Raw genomic sequence first — 16,678 nt, 5'->3', positions numbered from 1 at the left:
ACATCGGAGCCGTGACCATTAATGTCAACATGCATCGGACGTGACTTAGAGGCCGCTCGACGTCAGCGGCTTGGTCTTGCGACCAATTGAAGACGGTCGGGCAGCAAACGCGCCGCCCGACCGTCAGGGCCTCAACTTCAGGCGAGCGTCAGGCCGACATCGACATTGCCACGCGTGGCGTTCGAATAGGGGCAGATCTCGTGTGCGGCATCGACCAGACGCTGCGCTTCGGCGCGGTCGATGCCTGGCAGCGACACGGTCAGGTCGGTGGTGATTCCGAAACCGCCAGCCGAGCGAGGGCCGATCCCGACCTTTGCGGTGACCGCCACGTCGTCGGGCAGCTTCACCTTCAACTGCTGCCCAGCGACCTTTAGTGCGCCGATGAAGCACGCGGAATAGCCGGCTGCGAACAGCTGCTCGGGGTTGCTGCCGTCGCCGCCTGCGCCGCCCAGTTCCTTCGGCGTCGAAAGCGCGACGTCGAAACGCCCGTCCTGCGACCGTGCATGGCCGTCGCGGCCGCCGGTTGCGGTGGCTTCGGTGGTGTATTTTACATCGACGGACATGCTGAAATCTCCATATTGTTTATCGCGATAACTGTCTACGATCTCGCGGTACCGAAGTCCAGTAAGATTTGCCGCGATAAGTAATTTTATGTACGGTCATGCCTGAAGGAGCCTGACGTGTCCGATCCCCTGCCCCTCGACGACCAGCTCTGCTTTTCGCTGTATGCCGCGACGATTGCGATCAATCGTGCGTACAAGCCCGTGCTCGACCGGCTCGGCATCACCTATCCACAGTTTCTCGTTCTCCAGACGCTCAACGAAGCGGAGGATGGCTGTTCGATCGGCGCGATCGCAGATCGGCTCGCGCTCGAACCGAGCACGATCACGCCGTTGGCGAAACGGCTGGAGGCGGCGGGGCTGGTCACGCGCATCCGCAACCCCGCCGATGAGCGACAGGTGCGCGTCCGGCTGACCGAGACCGGCAAAGCGCGGTGGACGGAGACCGGGTGCCTTGGCCCGCTGATAGTCGAGCGGTCCGGCATGACGCAGGATCGACTCGCGGCGCTGAACGTGGAGGTCGCAGCACTGCGGCGAGCACTCGCAGGGGACCGCCCGGTAACGCAGTGACGCCCGTATTGCGCCAATCCTGCAGGCACGACTGACGATCGGTCGGACGATGCCGACTGACTCGGCTGGGAAGTACGTACGCGATGATCGACGCCTACCCGTCCTTATCGTTTGGTATCCAAGAAGCCGCGTACGGCTGAGATTGTCGCGACAGGCTGTTCTTCCATCAGCCAGTGGCCCGAGTCCGGAATCACCGCCTCGGTCACGTCGCTCGCGGCGAACCGCATGACCGTCGCCATCATCGGTCCGAACGACTTGGCGCCACCGATGGCAAGCACCGGCATGGTCAGCTTGCCCGCCGCGACGAAGCCGGCATTGTCCGCTGCGTCGCGGTCGAATGCGGCGAACTGCGCAAAGCCCGCATGCATCGCGCCGGGTCGGGCATAGAGCGCGGCATAATGAACGCGGGAGGCTTCGCTAAACTTCGCCGGTGACGCCGAGAACTCGTTCCAGAACCGGTCGAGATAGATACGCTCGCGACCCGCGACGAGCCGCTCCATATCGGGACCGCCGAACCGGAAATGCCAAAGCAGCGGGTTCTTCAGCAGTTCGTCCCAAGGCCCGACGCCCGGCAAGGGCGCGTCCATCAGGACGAACCGGGTCACGCGGTTGCGGTTCCGGGCGGCGAAGGCATAGCCGACCATGTTGCCGATATCGTGCGTCACCAGATCGGTCCTGTCGATCTGCAGCGCGTCGAGCACACCGACCATGTCGACTGCCTGCGTCGACTTGTCGTAGCCGCCCGCCGGTTTCGATGAGAGGCCCATGCCGCGCAGGTCGGGAACGATCACCAGGTGGTTGCGCGCCAGATCGGCGGCGAGCGGTGCCCACATGTCACCGGTCTCGCCATAGCCGTGCAGCAACAGGACCGCTGGACCGTGGCCCCCCGCGCGCACATGGATCGTCGTACCGTTGGTCGCGATATCGCGTTCGGTGAAGCCAGGTGGGAATGGCTGGACCTGCGCCAACGCGGGCGTAGCGACGAGTATCGCCAGGATGGCGGCAGCGGCGTGTCGTAGCATCACGGTGCTCCTGGGCAGCATGGCCGCTGCAACTGGACAGGAGCGTGCCGCGCGAGCACCGTTCGCACTAGCCGGCAAAAGCCGAAACCGCCTTCCGGGATTGTCGAACGATGATGAAGCTCGACGGTATTGCGGCGTTCGTTGCCACCGCGGAAGCGGGGTCGATCAGTGCGGCGGCGCGGCGTCTCGGCAACGCCAAATCGGTGGTCAGCGAACGACTGGCGGAGCTGGAGCGATTGCTTGACACGCGCCTGATCCAACGCACGACGCGCAAGCTGTCGCTGACCGAAGACGGCCAGACCTTCCTGCCGCGCGCGCAGCGGATCCTGTACGAGGCAGCGGAGGGCGCGACAGAGATGGCGGCACGGCGCGGCACGCTGGTCGGGCCGTTGCGCCTGTCCGCACCAGTCGGCTTCGGCGTGCTGCATCTCGGACCAGCAATCTGTCGCTTCCTAGCCGACCATCCGGGCATCGACCTGACGCTCGAACTCGACGACCGCTTCGTCGATGCGGCGGCCGACGGCTTCGACGCGGTCATTCGCCACGGCACGATCGCCGACACCAGGCTGGTCGCCAAGCGGCTCGCCACCAGCCAGCGCATCCTCGTGGCCTCGCCTGCCTATCTCGCGCAGCACGGCGTGCCGCAAAGCGTAGCCGACCTCGAAGCGCATTGCGGCATTCTCTACGCAAACCGCGATGCCGACTGGCGTTTTGCGAGCGCCGACGGGTGGACCGTCGTGCGACCGCGCGCTGCTTTGCGCGTCAACAACGGGCTCGTGATGCGCGATGCGGCACTGGCCGGGCTGGGCATCACGTTGCTGCCGACGTTCTTCGCGCATGCCGATGTCGCGACCGGTACCCTGATCAGGATTGATATCGGCTACGCGGCCGAGGGTGCCGAGCTGTACATTGCTTATCCGCGAGAGCGAACTGCGTCGGCAAAGATCGCTGCCCTGACGTTGAGCCTCAGGGCCTCGTTCGGCGATCCGCCCTATTGGGACTTGCCGCCGAGCGATCGCGACGTGCCACTTTCAGCTAGGATCGCATTCCGGGATACGCCCGGATAGGCTGCGGCGTTTCGATCTGGCAGGGAGGCCGTAATGACGACGCTCGCCAAGCCCTTCGTAGAGCCCCGCATCCCCTCCCGCGCCACCGCCGTCGTGCCGACGGTCGCCGACCTGCCCTGGCTGGTCGGGTACGCGATCGCGTTTCTGGCGGCGCATCATATCGCCGCCGAATGGGGCGGGCGCGGTTTCTATTCGTTGCTCTATCCCGCTGCCGGCTTCCGCATCGCGCTGCTGTGGCGGCGTGGGCCGCGGCTGACCCTTGCGATCATCGTGGCCGAGATCCTCGTGCAGATTGGCACGGGCGTGATCGATCCGCGGTCGGCGGGATGGCTGACCGCGCTGATCGGCGTGATCCGTCCGCCGCTGGTCTATGGCCTGATCGTACTGCTGGTCCGGACGATGGCGGATCGCGCGCAGACGAGCATGAGCGTTGCGCCGATGCCGCTCGGCCTCGCCTCGGTCGGCGCGCCCGCCGCCGCTGCGTTGACCGCGCTGCCGTGGTCGTTGCTGCGCCCCGATCTCACCGGCGTATCCGGGCTGCGCGAGACGGTGACGTCGCTGACCGGGTTCGTCGTCGGCGACCTGCTCGGCGTCCTGCTGCTGGCGCCGCCCCTGCTCTGGGTGGCGGACCTTGCGACGGGCGGCACATTGCGGCCCGGACGCCCGAGCATGGCGTCGGTCGCGGAGGCCGTGGTGATCCTGGTGGCGTCGTTCGCGATCGAGATCCTGCTCGCGCGGATCGGCCTGGGCACGCCGCATACCCCCGTCCTGCTCGCGGTCGCGTGGATCGGGCTGCGGTTCGGGCGACTGGCGAGCTGGCTGGCGATCGTCGTCGTCGCGGCGATGGTCCTGCCGCAGACCGCGATGCCGATGGACATGGGCGGGCGCCTCGCGCTGCACATGAGCCTCGCCTCGATCATGGTCGTCGGGTATCTGGCGGGCAGTTTCGCGGATGCGCAGGCCAGGGTGCGGGTCGATCTCGAACGCCGCGATCGCCTGTTGTTCCAGGCGGAGCGGCTGAAGACGTTGCGGGCGATGTCGGTGGCGGTCATCCACGAGATCAGCCAGCCGCTCTCGACGCTGGCGATCGAGGCCAAGCATCTGCACGAGCTGACCGTCTCGGCCGATGTCGAGATCGCGACGACTGCAGCGCTGATCGATCGCAAGGCCGCCGCATTGTCGACGCTGGTCCGCCGGCTGCGTCGGTTCGGCGGACGGACGGTCGACGTACCGACGCCCCTGCCGCTCGCGACGTTGATCGACACCGTCGCGGCGCTGGCCCGCCCCGAGGCGAAATCGCACGGTGTCACGCTGTCGATCGACGCCGTCGCGCCCGACCTCGTCATTCTCGCGCAGGAGGTCGAACTGGCGCAGGCGATCGTCAACCTGGTGCGCAACGCGGTCCAGGCCTGCGGCAATGGCACCGTGATACTCGGGGTGACCCGCACGAACCGAGGCGTCGAGCTGGTGGTCGTGAACGGATCGCGACCCGCCCGCCCCGAGCAGCCCGGCATGGGCATCGGCATCCTCGTCGCGCGCGCGATCGTCGAGGCGCATGGCGGCACCCTTTCGCGCGTCACCGATACCGCCGGAAACACGCGGGCGACCATTGCCCTGCCGCTCGTTGGAGAGCCCGAATGACCGATACCGCGTGTGGCATGGTGTATGTCGTCGATGACGACCAGGACCTCGGCGCTGCGGTCGCACGGCTGCTTCGCCGTCACGGTCATGTCGCGGAACCGTTCCTGGATCCGGCCCCATTGCTGGAGGTGTACGAGCGCGCCCCGGCGCACTGCATCGTCACCGACGTGATGATGGGCGAGATCGACGGGTTCGACTTTGCCGATCGCGTCCGCCTGCTCGACCCCGCGGTCGCGATCATCTTCATGACTGCTTGGCCAACGACCGCCAACGCGGTGGATTCGGTGCGTCGCTATGGCGGCCTCGACTATCTCGAAAAGCCGATCGACGAGGACCGGTTGCTCGCCGCCATCACCGAGGGCGTCGCCTGGTCAAAGGCGCAACGCTCGGCACTCGCACGGACCGCGGGGCTGACGCCGCGGCAGCGCCAGGTGTTCGACCTGCTGGTGAAGGGGCACAACAACCAGGCTATCGCCGCCGCGCTCGACATCAGTCCGAAGACGGTCGAGGATCACCGCGCCGCGATCGTCGCGAAGACCGGCACCAACGGCATCGCCCAGCTGATCGCGCTCGCACGGTAATCCGCGAGGTCGATCGGACCACCGGATGGGCAAGCTTGATGCAGCTTCGGGCGATGCGGTCGGCGGCTGCTGGAATGCTGGGGCCACTATTGGGTCGATGCGCGCTGACCGGTCTCGATGCGCCATCCTCGGCGCTGTCGGCAATGCATGACGCGTCTCGGTATATTTCCCGGATTGGGTGCGCTTCGACACCGGGATACGCATTCTGGACGATGATCCAACCAGATCGGATGAGAATTGCGCGCTTTGAAGGAACTCTCGGTTCCCTGTCGCATGAATGTCGGCGGCAAATGGTCGAACGGATGCATTCATGACGTGTCCGACAAGGGCCTGCTCGTATCGAGCAGCGAACCGCCGATCCTCGGCACCTATGTCGACATCCGTCGTGGGACTCTCGTCATCATTGGTCGCGTGGTGTGGAACGGCGGCAGCCGCTTCGGGGTAAGGACCCAGGACCCGGTCAGCCTCGCCGCATTGTTGAGCGAACCCGTCCTGAAACATCGCCCCCCCGCCGCCGACGCCGACCGCCGCGCGATGAAGCGCGAACAGTCCGCCCGGAGGATCGTCGAGCAAACCGACCGTACCAAACGCCGCGCATCGGCATTCCAGTTCGTCTGCCTGGCGATCATCGGCGCGGGTATCGCCTGCTTCGCGGCGATGTCCTGTTACCAGGCGCTGGTGGCTCCACTCGGTACGACCGTCGACGTGCTCGCCGGCGCGGTGAGCTGACGCGCCTGCGGGAAACGACGGTTTCCGGCGCACCGTGCTGCCGAGCGACGCGAGCCGGCAGCTTCACGGGACGACGCCTTCACGCGGCTATGCGACCGAAGCCGATCGGTTGGTCCATTCGATCATCTTGGTCGTGGCGACGGCGGTTTGCGCTTCCGTGCCGACGATCCGCTCCTGCGTGGTCGTCGAGTGCAGCGACTGGACCTTCAGCATCGCCAGGATCACCACGACGTCGCCGCCTTGCACGGACAACGTGGTTTCAGAATTCGACGGCTTGATGCCGTTGCGCGCCATCGCGGTCTCGACGGTGTACGTGCCGGGCGGGACCTCGGCCATGACGAACTGGTTCATCCGGATCTGTCCCGACGCGACGCCGTGGATGTCGATTTTCATACCGGCCATGCCACCCATGAAGCCGCGCCGCACGACATAGATCCGCGCACTACCCGCAGCCGGCCGAAGCGTCCGCGCGTCTGCAACAAGGGCGGGCGACGCAGTCTTGCCGACCCTGTTGCCGGACAGCGACCAGATCACGAACGCGATGGCGGCGACGAACAGCCCCCCGAAGATCACGACCGCCGCGCCGCCGGACAAGGATTGCGCCCCCGTCATGCCGAATATCACGCCGAAGAATGCCGCTATCCCGGTGAGAACAAACCATTTAGTATTGCTAGGCCTCATACCTACTCCTCGGATAGTCTGTAGAGTTGCGCGATTATTGAACGGTCTGCGCCGATTACTGTTCGCGTATTAGCGCGCTACCTTGCCCGATCAAGGCCGCCGCGCTGAACGATCGAACGTCGTGGATCGGCTTTGCCCTGCCGTGCGCGGCCGGTACCAGCCGACTGTCGCAACGGCGCCTATCCCGCTAAGGAAGACGCCGCAATCATCGGGACGTGAGACAGACGCATGGCGCGCAAACATTCGAAACACGGTCCCTATGAAGATCCGCAGGCCGAGGAGGACGCGCCCGTCGCGATCGTCGCGTGCTGGCTATGTGGTCGCCCGACCGGCAAGACCATCGTCTGGCACCATCCCGTCCCCAAGAGCCGGGGCGGCCGCGACGTCGTCCCGATGCATCCGATCTGCCAGCAGACGCTGACCGCGAACTTCACCAATTCCGAGCTACAACGCCACGGCATGGACGTCGAGGGACTGCTGGCCGACCCGGCAGTGCGCAAGTTCGTCGACTGGGTCGCGAACAAGGACCCCGATTTCACTGCGACGCTGACCAAGAAACAGCGCTGATCGCAGGGCGGCGGTGCCTGCCCGCATCTCGACAGCGAGATGACGGCACACCACATTCCGGTCAACGGAGTGCCGCCATGACCAGTTACCGCAAGACCGAAGATGCCGTCGCCGCGCTGACGCCCGAACAATACCGGGTGACGCAGGAGAATGCGACCGAGCGTCCCGGTTCCGGCGCGTTGCTGCACACCAAGGACGCGGGAATCTACGTCGACATCGTCTCGGGCGAGCCGCTGTTCGCCAGCGCCGACAAATACGAGTCCGGTTGCGGTTGGCCGAGTTTCACGCGGCCGATCGAACCGGCGAGCGTCAAGGCCAGGCGCGACTGGTCGATGCTGATCCCGCGTACCGAAGTTCGCTCGGCGCATGGCGGCAGTCATCTGGGTCACGTCTTCAAGGACGGTCCGCGAAGCCGCGGGGGCCTGCGCTACTGCATCAATTCGGCGGCGCTGCGCTTCGTCCCGCGCGGGGAGATGGCCGCGCAAGGCTATGCCGCGTATCTCGATCAGGTCGAGGAAGTTCCGGCCAGGACCGAACGCGCGGTACTCGCGGGCGGATGCTTCTGGGGGATGCAGGACCTGATCCGCGCTCTGCCCGGCGTGGTCTCGACCCGGGTCGGCTATTCGGGCGGGGACATCGCCAATGCGACGTATCGCCGCCACGGCACCCATGCCGAAGCGATCGAGATCGTCTTCGATCCGGCGCGCACCGACTTCCGCACGCTGCTCGAATTCTTCTTCCAGATACACGACCCGACGACGGTCAACCGGCAGGGCAACGATCGTGGCGTGAGCTACCGCTCGGCGATCTTCTACACCGACGACGATCAGAAGGCCGTCGCGCAGGAGACGATCGCCGACGTCGAGGCATCGGGCCTATGGCCGGGCAAGGTCGTGACCGAACTCTCCCCGGTCGGCGATTTCTGGGAGGCCGAGGCCGAGCACCAGGATTACCTGGAGCGCAAGCCGAACGGCTATACCTGCCATTTCGTCCGCCCGAACTGGAAACTGCCGCGCCGCGCCGAAGCGGCCTGAGCGGGCGCGCGAGTATGGGTCAGCCTGCCTTGCGCTGCCAGTTGTCGCGCTCGGCGAACACGCGCGTGACCTCCGCCATGTTCTCGGTTCCCCAGGTGCACAGCGGCGCCAGCGCCTCGGCGAGGCTGCGGCCCATCGGCGTCAACGTATAATCGACCCGCGGCGGGACCTCATGGTAATCCGTCCGCGTCAGCACGGCGTCCGCCTCCAGTTCCTTCAATTGCTGGATCAGCATCTTGTCGCTGACGCCGCGCACCGCACGCTTAAGCTCCCCGTAGCGGTTGGGCCGCTGCAACAGGAAATACAGGATCAGCGGTTTCCATTTTCCCGCGATGATGCGGAGCGTGACGTCCAGGCCGCAGGTGAAGCCGTCAGTCGGAGGTGCAATTGGCATAACCTGGTACTTACCAAAAGGTGCATACTTGTCGATAGGTATGCGCTCCGCCAGTTAAGGATCTTCGCAACCACGGAGACATCAGATGGACAGATTGAACGGCAAGACGGCGATCGTGACCGGCGGGGGCAGCGGGATCGGCCTTGCATCGGCCAAGCGCTTCATCGACGAGGGCGCGTTCGTCTACATCTTCGGGCGGCGGCAGGACGCGCTCGACGCGGCACTGGTCGAGCTAGGCGAGAATGCCTGCGCGATCAGCGGCTCGGTATCCGACATGGCCGACCTCGATCGCCTGTTCGAGACGGTCCGGACGGAGCGCGGTTCGCTCGACATCCTGTTCGCCAATGCCGGTACGGGCGAGCTCGTCCCGCTCGGTGAAATCACGCCGGAGCATTACGACCGGACGTTCGACGTCAACGTGAAAGGGCTGCTGTTCACCGTGCAGAAGGCATTGCCACTGATGCGGTCGGGCGGCTCGATCATCCTCACCGGATCCAGCACGAGCGTGATGGGAACGCCGCGGTTCAGCGTCTACAGCGCGACCAAGGCGGCGATCCGCAATTTCGCGCGCAGCTGGGCGCTCGATCTGCGCGGCACCGGCATTCGCGTCAACGTGCTGTCGCCGGGACCGACCAGGACCGAGCTCGCGCTCGAGGTCGTCGGCGAGGATGCGATGGCGGAAATGGGCGCCGGCACCCCGATCGGCCGGATTGGCGACCCCGCCGAGATCGCCGCCGCCGCCGCCTTCCTGGCGTCCGCGGACAGCAGCTTCATGACCGGCAGCGAGATGTTCGTCGACGGCGGCGTCGCACAGATCTGAATGACGCGAGGCTGCGCCGCTGGCGGTGCAGCCTCGCCCAGTTTCGACGGAACTTCGAAAGGGTCGAGCGCGCCTGCTCGTTGCGGTTCGAGCGGACACGGGCGGCGCTTGCGGGAAATCCTGCCGCATCCTACCCCCGTGTCATCGCATCCAAAGGAACACACGTTGTCCGTCAAACTGCTGCTTGCCGCTTTCCTGTCCACGACCGTCGGCAGCGCCACGGCAAGCGCGCAGGCACTGCCGCCTCCCGTCGCGCAGCCGCGCGAGAGTGCGGACGATGCGCGGCTCAAGCGGGTGTTCTACGACAGCGACGAGGCGAGCTTGAAGCGCAATCCGATCGAGGGGATTTTCCGCGGCGATTTGCGCTATGCGGACCGGCTCGGCGATTATCTGACCGATGCGTATCTGGCCACCGAACGCGCGGCGATCGAGCATGATCTGGCCGCGCTCAAGACGATCGACCGGACGAAGCTGACCGCGACCGATCAGATCGCATACGACGTGTTCAAGACGCGCAACGAGACCGACCTGGCCGGCTACGCCCCCGCGATCGTCAGGGTCGAGCGCGACTTGCCGATCGACCATTTCAACGGGTTCCAGACCTTCTATCCCGACCTGGCATCGGGCAAGGGCGCGGCTCCGTTCAAGACGCTCGTCGACTATGAGAACAACCTGAAGCGCAACGCGCAATATGCCGCGGTGCTGGACCGCGCGATCGGGCTGTTCCGCCAGGGCATGAAGGACAGGATCGTCCAGCCGAAGCTGGTCGTGACCAACATGATCCAGGAGTTCGACAACCTCATCGCGGAGGGCGTCGAGGGATCGACCTTCTACGGCCCGGTGAAGACCTTTCCCGCGTCGATCCCGGCGGCCGACCAGACGCGGCTGAAAGCGGCCTATGCGGCGCAGATCCGCGATGTCATCACGCCTGCGCACCAGCGGATGCGGGACTTTCTCGCCAAGACGTACCTGCCGGTCGCGCGCGACACGGTGGGGCTGTCCGCGCTGCCCGGGGGCGATGCCTATTATGCCTATCTGATCCGCAAGAACACGACGCTGCCGATGATCGCCGAGCAGGTCCACCAGCTCGGCCTGTCCGAGGTGGCGCGGATCCTGAAGGGCATGGAGACGCAGAAGCAGGCGGTCGGGTTCAAGGGCGACCTGCCAGCGTTCTTCACCTTCCTGCGCACCGACAAGCAGTTCCAGCCGAGTTCGGTCGCGCAGCTTCGCGACGGCTATCAGGCGATCGAGAAGCGCATCTATCAGCGGATTCCCGAGCAATTCTCGCTGACGCCGAAGACCGCGCTCGAAATCCGCCCGGTCCCGGCGTTCAAGGAAAAGGGCGCGGCTGGCGGCTCGTACGAGGGCGGTACGCCGGACGGCTCGCGGCCAGGCGTATTCTACTACAACAGCTATGATCTGCCCTCGCGCTACATGTGGGAGATGGAGACGCTGTTCCTGCACGAGGGCGTGCCGGGGCATCATTTCCAGATCAGCCTCGCGCAGGAGAACACCGCGCTGCCAGCCTTCATGCGGTTCGGTGGCAACACCGCGTATGTCGAGGGCTGGGCGCTGTACGCCGAGAGCCTGTGGAAGGAGTTGGGCATGGAGACCGATCCGTATCAGCGGATGGGTGGGCTGAACGACGAAATGCTGCGCGCGATGCGGCTGGTCGTCGACAGCGGCATCCATGCCAAGGGTTGGACGCGCGATCAGGCGATTGAATATATGCTCGTCAATTCGCCGATGGCGCGAACCGATGCGACTGCCGAGGTGGAGCGCTACATCGCGATTCCCGGCCAGGCGCTGGCGTACAAGATCGGCCAGCTGACGATCGCGCGGACCAAGGCGAAGGCGCAGGCGGCGCTCGGCGCGAAGTTCGATCCGCGCGACTTCCATGCGCAGGTGCTCGATACCGGATCGCTGCCGATGCCGGTGCTCGAACGCAAGATCGACGCCTGGATCGCTGCCGGCGGCGGGGCAGCGAAATAATCGTACGGGCGCTACCCTGCTAGAATGGTTCGGTTGGCGCTTGGTGGACAGGGTTTACCCCTGCCTCGCCAAGCGCCAGTCATGAACCGCGGTGGGGACGACGACGCGTGAGCAGCTTGCCCGCCTAGCGCCTAGGCCTTCCGCAGCGATTGGACCGCATGATCGGCGGCGCGCGCGGTCAGGGCCATGAAGGTCAGCGACGGGTTCACGCACGAGATCGATGCCATCTGCGCGCCGTCGGTGACGTAGAGGTTGGACGCCGCGTGCGCCTGGCTCCATTCGTTCAGCACCGAGGTGCGCGGGTCGCGGCCCATGCGCGCGCCGCCCATTTCGTGGATCGCGTCGCCGGGGACGTGCTCGCTTTCCGAACTCTTGACGTTGGTGAGCCCTGCCCCTTTCAGCATCGCCTCGCCCTGCGCCCGTGCGTCGGTCATCATCTTCAGTTCGTTGTCGCGGAAGCGCACGTCGAAGCGGACAAGTGGCACACCGAACCGGTCGACCTTGCTGGCATGCAGCGAAACCTTGTTGTCGGCATAGGGCAGGCACTCGCCGAACGCGCCCATGCTGAACCGCCACGGCGCGTATTTGCGCATGCCCTGCTTCATCGATGCTCCGAAGCCCACTGGGGCGGCGGGATTGCGATACGCGCTGCCCTGATAGCCATAGCCGCGCTTGAAGCCGACGCCCTCGTCGCCACCGATGTTGCGGAAGCGCGGGACGTAGACGCCACCCGGACGGCGACCGAATTCGATGAACTCCTCCATGCCGGGGATGTCGCCTTCGATTCCGACGCGGAAGATGTGGTCCATCACATAGCGGCCGAGCGTGCCGCTCTCGTCGAAATAGCTGCGGTCGCTGCCCGGCGCGCGCGAGTTCAGCAGGATCTGCGTCGAGGCGATTGCCGAAGCGCAGAGGAAGACGAGATCGGCCTGCACCGTTTCCGCCTGGCCGGTCTTCGCATCGATATAGCGGACGCCGGTGACCTTTTTACGCGCTGCGTCGTACACCAGGTTGGTGACGACCGAGTCCGACTTGAGCGTCAGGCGACCGGTCGCGCGGGCGGCTGGCAAGGTGACGGCCTGGGTCGAGAAATAGGCGCCGAACGAACAGCCATTGCCGCACTGGTTGCGGAACTGGCATTTCGTGCGGTTCTGGTCGGGCTTATCCTCGGTCATGTTCGACAGCCGCGTGTTGATGAGCTTCCGGCCCGGGAACTTGGTTTCGAGCCCCTGCTTGAGCCACTTCTCGGCGACGTTCATCGGCATCGGCGGCTGGAATTCGCTGTCGGGGAGATAGACGAGGTTCTCGCGCGAGCCCGATACGCCGATGTATTTCTCGACATAGCTGTACCACGGCGCGACGTCGTCATAGCGGATCGGCCAGTCGCCATCGATGCCGTCGCGCTTGTTCGCCTCGAAATCCTCCGGGCTCCAGCGGAAGCACCAGCGGCCCCAGATCAGCGATTTGCCGCCGACCGCGCCCGGCCGGATCCAGTAGAACTTGCTGCCCTCGTCATAGGCGTATGGGTTCAGCCGGTCGTCGTTGTGGAACTCGCGGTTGCTGGGCTGAACATAGCCGTGCTTGGCGATGAAATAGTCGCTGTCCACCAATGGCTTGGGCATGATGTTGCGCGCGGGCACCTCGTATGCGGGCTTGCCGTCATAGGTGTAGCCTTCGCCATGCTCGACCATCTTGCCGCGGTCGAGCATCAGGACGCGGAGGCCCTTCTCGGTCAATTCCTTCGCAGCGAAACCGCCGCTGACGCCCGAACCGATTACGATCGCGTCGAACCTGTTGGTCTCGGCCATGATCTTCCTCTCCTAATATCCTGTAAGAAACGCGCCTGTTCAGCAGCAGCCGCTCAGAAACGAAGCGCGCGCAACGTCCGGAAACTCGTGGTGATGTCGGGCAGGTACGGCGCGGGGGCCTGGTCGTTCTCGACGTAGAAATGCCGCACGCCGGCGCTGCCCTTCAGCTTGAACAGTGCGGCGAAATCGACCGTGCCCGCGCCGACCGCCGCCATGCTGCGATCGGGGCGCATGTCCTTGACATGGTAGGCGTAGATCCGCTGCGACAGGCGTTCGATCAGCGTCGTCAGGTTCTCGCCCGCATGCAGCGCCCAGTAGAGATCGAGCTCGAGCTTCACGAGCGCGGGGTCGGTCTCCTTCAGCAGCCGCTCGTACAGGCTGACGCCACCCGGCTTGGTGGTGAACTCGAAGTCGTGATTGTGATACGCGAAGCCGAGCCCGGCCTTTTTCAAGTCGGTAGCGAACCGGTTGAAGTTCGGCAGTGCCGCAGTCCAGCCCGCCTCGTTGCGATGCTCGTCGGTCATGTACGGCAGCACCACGGTGGTCGCGCCGAGCGTCTTGGCCATCGTCACCGACTGGTCGAACCGCTGGAGCAGCGCGTCGTAGCCGATATGAACGGACGGCGCGGTCAGGCCGAGCTTGTCCATCGTCCGGCGCAGCATCGCGTGGTCCATGCCTTCATAGCCGCCACCGCCGAACTCGACTTCGCGGTAGCCGATCTTCGCGACCTGACCGAGCGTACCGACCGGGTCCTTCGAGAAGATGTCGCGGATCGTGTAGAGTTGCAGGCCGATCGCCTTCAACTGTGCCGCGGAGGCGGTCGGGACGAACGCGAGCGCTGCGACCGCGCCGGAGCCGGCGAGCAGGGTTCTACGGCTGAGGATCATGCGGAATACACCTTGTTGACCTGAGAATAGGGGAACTGGCCGTTATACTCGCCCGGCACCGGCAAATATTCGCGCTCCTGAGTCATGCCGATTTCCGACGTGTAATAGCCGGTGACGACGAGCTGCCGGAACGCCTCGAAGAAGACGCTGCCCGACGGGATCTGGTCGTTCATCGCCAGCGTGAGCAGCGCGTCGTGCTGTGCCGCGGTCGCATTTGCGCCGGGGACCTTGTAGTCCGCCAAGCTACGCGCCTCGATCGCGTCGAGGCCAGCGAGGATCGGGACGCGATCGGCGGGTGCGGCCCAGTCGGCGAGCAGTTTCTCGATAAACGCGGGGACGCCGGCCGCAATCGCGCCTGGCGTATCGGTGGTCGGCAGGACGCGTTCGCTGAGCGCGGTCATCAGCGCGCGCTGGGGGGCCGTGAAGACCGCGACACTTGGCGGACCTTCGCTGATGACGGGGATGCCCGCCGCCGCGCCCGGCGTTGCCGCGACCCCGGCTGCGCGTGCAATCGGCGCATACAAAGCCGAGCCGAACATGGCGACGACACCGGCGAGTGCTATTCTGCGGTCGATCATTTACCGTCCTTCTTCAGGTCCTGCGCAATCGCCGCTTCGGTCAACGGACGGACCCAGATGTTGCGGAACGACACCGGCGAGTCGTGATCCTGGAGCTGGATCGGTGCGGCATCAGCGTGCGCGGTGTAACTGGCCACCTTGCGCCAGATCGTGGTGCCGAGCATCACCTGATGATTCTGCACCAGCACGCCGTTCAACAACGCGGTGACGTAGGCCGGGCGGAGCAGGCTGCCGTCGGCAGCGAAGCGGGGGCGCTCGAACACGATGTCGTAGGTTTGCCATTCGCCTGGTCGGCGCGCGGCGTTCGCCAGTGGCGGCTTCCAGCCATAGACCGCGCCGACCGTGCCATCGGCATAGGTCGGGTTCTGCGATCCATCGAGGATCTGCAGTTCATAGCGCTGCATGAACCAGATCCCGCTGTTGCCGCGATCCTGCGACGTCTTGGTCGGTGGGTTGGGCGAGCGGAATTCGAGATGCATCTGCACGTCGCCGAAGCTCTGTTTCGAGACGAGGTTATTCTCGCCGCCGCTCTTCGCGCGCGAGGGGATCGTGAGCGCACCGTTGGCGATCGGCCACGCGATGCGATCGGGCTTCCATGCGTCGAGCGAACGCCCGTCGAACAGCACGACCGCGTCGGCGGGCGGACCGCCGGGGGTGGCGGCCGGCGCGACTACGGCCGGCGCGGGGCGGTCGGCATCATGGACGTGCCACTGGCCGCCGGGCAGCATCGGCGTGTCCTTGAAGCCGGGCTTGTCCTGTGCCGCAACTGGCCCCGCCAGCGCCACGATGACGCTCGCCATCAACACCGTCTTCATCCCGATCCCCCTCATGCTGCGTCGATCTCGCGGTAGGCGGCGATCAGGCGATCCTCGCCTGCGCGGCCTGCGATCGAATTGCCGTGTTCCATGCCGATCACGCCGGTGTAGCGTTGCGCCTTCAGCCATTTCACGACCGAGGCGAAGTTGATCTCGCCGGTCGACGGCTCGTTGCGGCCCGGATTGTCGCCGAGCTGGATATAGCCGATCTCGTTCCAGCACGTGTCGAGCGTCGGGATCAGATTCCCCGACTGGATCTGCTCGTGATACAGGTCGGCGAGGATCTTCACCGCCGGGCTGTTGGCGCCGCGCGCGACCGCATAGCCCTGCGAAATCGTCTGCATGTAGACGCCGGGATGATTGGTCCGCGTGTTGAGCGGCTCCATGACCATCGCCGTGCCCGACGGCGCGACGATATCACCCGCTCGGCGCATCACGTCGATCACGCGCGCCGTCTGGATATCGACCGGCACCTTCGGGTCCATGAAACCGGTGACGACGGTCATCCGCTTCGCGTTCAGCCGCTTGGCGACGTCGAGCGAGGCGCGGATATCGGCGAGGAACGCCTCGCGCTCGGCGCCGTCATTGGCACCAAGGAGCGGCCGCGACTGCGACCATTTGGGCATGCTGGCGACGAACACGCCCATCGTCATGCCGCGCTGCGCCAGCGCCTTGGCCATCTGCTCCTGTTCGGCCACCGACCGCGTCGCCGCTTCGTTGTCCTCCCAGGCGGTGAAGCCCTGGTCGGCGGCGTAGGCGATCTGCTCGATCCGTCCGCCGCGACTGGCGAAGCTGCCCTCGTGCGGCGCGTAGCCGAGCGAGAACCGTGCGGCATTGCTGCCGCGGCGCTGGGCGGCGATCCCGGCGGGGACCAGCGATGCCGCTGCACCGGCGGCGAGCAGGGTACGGCGCGAGAGCGTCATGCGCGCGGC

The 16,678-nt window shown here is 65.7% G+C and carries 18 protein-coding genes; 9 read left to right on the top strand and 9 right to left on the bottom strand.

Annotation, left to right across the window (positions count from 1 at the left end; all coding sequences use genetic code 11):
- Positions 1–137: 137 nt before the first annotated feature.
- Complete coding sequence (locus C8J25_RS16665) at positions 138–563, bottom strand: organic hydroperoxide resistance protein (protein WP_056490142.1); 426 nt, start codon at positions 561–563, stop codon at positions 138–140.
- 117 nt (positions 564–680) lie between these two features.
- Here C8J25_RS16665 and C8J25_RS16660 point away from each other — a divergent pair, with 117 nt between their 5' ends.
- A complete protein-coding gene (locus tag C8J25_RS16660) occupies positions 681–1,130 on the top strand; it encodes a MarR family winged helix-turn-helix transcriptional regulator (RefSeq protein WP_107955504.1) in 450 nt (149 codons plus the stop codon).
- A 104-nt stretch (positions 1,131–1,234) separates the two neighbouring features.
- Here C8J25_RS16660 and C8J25_RS16655 read toward each other — a convergent pair whose 3' ends face one another.
- Positions 1,235–2,152, bottom strand: a complete 918-nt coding sequence (locus C8J25_RS16655) for an alpha/beta fold hydrolase (protein ID WP_107955571.1) — start codon at positions 2,150–2,152, stop codon at positions 1,235–1,237.
- Between the two features lie 110 nt (positions 2,153–2,262).
- Here C8J25_RS16655 and C8J25_RS16650 point away from each other — a divergent pair, with 110 nt between their 5' ends.
- From C8J25_RS16650 to C8J25_RS16635, 4 genes are all read left to right on the top strand, one after another.
- Entirely contained in the window at positions 2,263–3,219 is a 957-nt protein-coding gene (locus C8J25_RS16650; protein ID WP_107955503.1) for a LysR family transcriptional regulator, read from the top strand.
- Between the two features lie 33 nt (positions 3,220–3,252).
- A complete protein-coding gene (locus C8J25_RS16645) occupies positions 3,253–4,860 on the top strand; it encodes a sensor histidine kinase (RefSeq protein ID WP_107955502.1) in 1,608 nt (535 codons plus the stop codon).
- A complete protein-coding gene (locus C8J25_RS16640; RefSeq protein ID WP_107955501.1) occupies positions 4,857–5,441 on the top strand; it encodes a response regulator transcription factor in 585 nt (194 codons plus the stop codon). Before C8J25_RS16645 ends, C8J25_RS16640 begins: the two co-directional genes overlap by 4 nt.
- Before the next feature lie 237 nt (positions 5,442–5,678).
- Positions 5,679–6,170 (top strand): PilZ domain-containing protein, encoded by a 492-nt coding sequence (locus tag C8J25_RS16635; RefSeq protein ID WP_146173367.1) that lies wholly within the window; start codon positions 5,679–5,681, stop codon positions 6,168–6,170.
- Positions 6,171–6,257: 87 nt separating this feature from the next.
- On the opposite strand, the gene C8J25_RS16630 is transcribed toward C8J25_RS16635, so the two are convergent.
- Positions 6,258–6,851, bottom strand: a complete 594-nt coding sequence (locus C8J25_RS16630) for a DUF2846 domain-containing protein (protein WP_107955499.1) — start codon at positions 6,849–6,851, stop codon at positions 6,258–6,260.
- Between the two features lie 228 nt (positions 6,852–7,079).
- Between C8J25_RS16630 and C8J25_RS16625 the strand changes: the two genes are divergently transcribed.
- Both C8J25_RS16625 and C8J25_RS16620 read left to right on the top strand, forming a co-directional pair.
- Positions 7,080–7,418, top strand: a complete 339-nt coding sequence (locus tag C8J25_RS16625; protein ID WP_107955498.1) for a hypothetical protein — start codon at positions 7,080–7,082, stop codon at positions 7,416–7,418.
- Positions 7,419–7,495: 77 nt separating this feature from the next.
- Positions 7,496–8,452 (top strand): bifunctional methionine sulfoxide reductase B/A protein, encoded by a 957-nt coding sequence (locus tag C8J25_RS16620; RefSeq protein WP_107955497.1) that lies wholly within the window; start codon positions 7,496–7,498, stop codon positions 8,450–8,452.
- A 19-nt stretch (positions 8,453–8,471) separates the two neighbouring features.
- Here C8J25_RS16620 and C8J25_RS16615 read toward each other — a convergent pair whose 3' ends face one another.
- Positions 8,472–8,846, bottom strand: a complete 375-nt coding sequence (locus tag C8J25_RS16615; RefSeq protein ID WP_107955496.1) for a winged helix-turn-helix transcriptional regulator — start codon at positions 8,844–8,846, stop codon at positions 8,472–8,474.
- Positions 8,847–8,931: 85 nt separating this feature from the next.
- Between C8J25_RS16615 and C8J25_RS16610 the strand changes: the two genes are divergently transcribed.
- Both C8J25_RS16610 and C8J25_RS16605 read left to right on the top strand, forming a co-directional pair.
- Positions 8,932–9,666, top strand: coding sequence for an SDR family NAD(P)-dependent oxidoreductase (locus C8J25_RS16610; RefSeq protein WP_107955495.1), 735 nt, complete (start codon positions 8,932–8,934; stop codon positions 9,664–9,666).
- A gap of 165 nt (positions 9,667–9,831) precedes the next feature.
- Positions 9,832–11,658, top strand: a complete 1,827-nt coding sequence (locus C8J25_RS16605) for a DUF885 domain-containing protein (RefSeq protein WP_244187167.1) — start codon at positions 9,832–9,834, stop codon at positions 11,656–11,658.
- Between the two features lie 131 nt (positions 11,659–11,789).
- On the opposite strand, the gene C8J25_RS16600 is transcribed toward C8J25_RS16605, so the two are convergent.
- The 5 genes from C8J25_RS16600 to C8J25_RS16580 are packed head-to-tail and all read right to left on the bottom strand — an operon-like array spanning position 11,790 to position 16,669.
- Entirely contained in the window at positions 11,790–13,466 is a 1,677-nt protein-coding gene (locus C8J25_RS16600; protein WP_107955493.1) for a GMC family oxidoreductase, read from the bottom strand.
- A gap of 53 nt (positions 13,467–13,519) precedes the next feature.
- Complete coding sequence (locus tag C8J25_RS16595) at positions 13,520–14,353, bottom strand: sugar phosphate isomerase/epimerase family protein (RefSeq protein WP_107955492.1); 834 nt, start codon at positions 14,351–14,353, stop codon at positions 13,520–13,522.
- A complete protein-coding gene (locus tag C8J25_RS16590) occupies positions 14,350–14,931 on the bottom strand; it encodes a gluconate 2-dehydrogenase subunit 3 family protein (RefSeq protein ID WP_107955491.1) in 582 nt (193 codons plus the stop codon). The genes C8J25_RS16595 and C8J25_RS16590 overlap by 4 nt, the downstream gene beginning before the upstream one ends.
- Complete coding sequence (locus tag C8J25_RS16585) at positions 14,928–15,761, bottom strand: 3-keto-disaccharide hydrolase (RefSeq protein ID WP_107955490.1); 834 nt, start codon at positions 15,759–15,761, stop codon at positions 14,928–14,930. Before C8J25_RS16585 ends, C8J25_RS16590 begins: the two co-directional genes overlap by 4 nt.
- Positions 15,758–16,669 (bottom strand): hydroxypyruvate isomerase family protein, encoded by a 912-nt coding sequence (locus C8J25_RS16580; protein ID WP_107955489.1) that lies wholly within the window; start codon positions 16,667–16,669, stop codon positions 15,758–15,760. Before C8J25_RS16580 ends, C8J25_RS16585 begins: the two co-directional genes overlap by 4 nt.
- Positions 16,670–16,678: the final 9 nt, after the last annotated feature.

The sequence above is a fragment of the Sphingomonas faeni genome, assembly GCF_003053745.1.
Lineage (GTDB): Bacteria > Pseudomonadota > Alphaproteobacteria > Sphingomonadales > Sphingomonadaceae > Sphingomonas > Sphingomonas faeni.
Note: the sequence above shows the minus strand (reverse complement) of the source record. Positions and strands in the feature narration are given on the sequence as shown.

Coding starts and splice junctions, on each gene's coding strand:
- C8J25_RS16620 (WP_107955497.1), top strand. CDS start 7,496: ATGACCAGTTACCGCAAGACCGAAGATGCCGTCGCCGCGCTGACGCCC.
- C8J25_RS16585 (WP_107955490.1), bottom strand. CDS start 15,761: ATGAGGGGGATCGGGATGAAGACGGTGTTGATGGCGAGCGTCATCGTG.
- C8J25_RS16650 (WP_107955503.1), top strand. CDS start 2,263: ATGATGAAGCTCGACGGTATTGCGGCGTTCGTTGCCACCGCGGAAGCG.
- C8J25_RS16665 (WP_056490142.1), bottom strand. CDS start 563: ATGTCCGTCGATGTAAAATACACCACCGAAGCCACCGCAACCGGCGGC.
- C8J25_RS16655 (WP_107955571.1), bottom strand. CDS start 2,152: ATGCTACGACACGCCGCTGCCGCCATCCTGGCGATACTCGTCGCTACG.
- C8J25_RS16630 (WP_107955499.1), bottom strand. CDS start 6,851: ATGAGGCCTAGCAATACTAAATGGTTTGTTCTCACCGGGATAGCGGCA.
- C8J25_RS16600 (WP_107955493.1), bottom strand. CDS start 13,466: ATGGCCGAGACCAACAGGTTCGACGCGATCGTAATCGGTTCGGGCGTC.
- C8J25_RS16615 (WP_107955496.1), bottom strand. CDS start 8,846: ATGCCAATTGCACCTCCGACTGACGGCTTCACCTGCGGCCTGGACGTC.
- C8J25_RS16640 (WP_107955501.1), top strand. CDS start 4,857: ATGACCGATACCGCGTGTGGCATGGTGTATGTCGTCGATGACGACCAG.
- C8J25_RS16580 (WP_107955489.1), bottom strand. CDS start 16,669: ATGACGCTCTCGCGCCGTACCCTGCTCGCCGCCGGTGCAGCGGCATCG.
- C8J25_RS16625 (WP_107955498.1), top strand. CDS start 7,080: ATGGCGCGCAAACATTCGAAACACGGTCCCTATGAAGATCCGCAGGCC.
- C8J25_RS16590 (WP_107955491.1), bottom strand. CDS start 14,931: ATGATCGACCGCAGAATAGCACTCGCCGGTGTCGTCGCCATGTTCGGC.
- C8J25_RS16595 (WP_107955492.1), bottom strand. CDS start 14,353: ATGATCCTCAGCCGTAGAACCCTGCTCGCCGGCTCCGGCGCGGTCGCA.
- C8J25_RS16610 (WP_107955495.1), top strand. CDS start 8,932: ATGGACAGATTGAACGGCAAGACGGCGATCGTGACCGGCGGGGGCAGC.
- C8J25_RS16645 (WP_107955502.1), top strand. CDS start 3,253: ATGACGACGCTCGCCAAGCCCTTCGTAGAGCCCCGCATCCCCTCCCGC.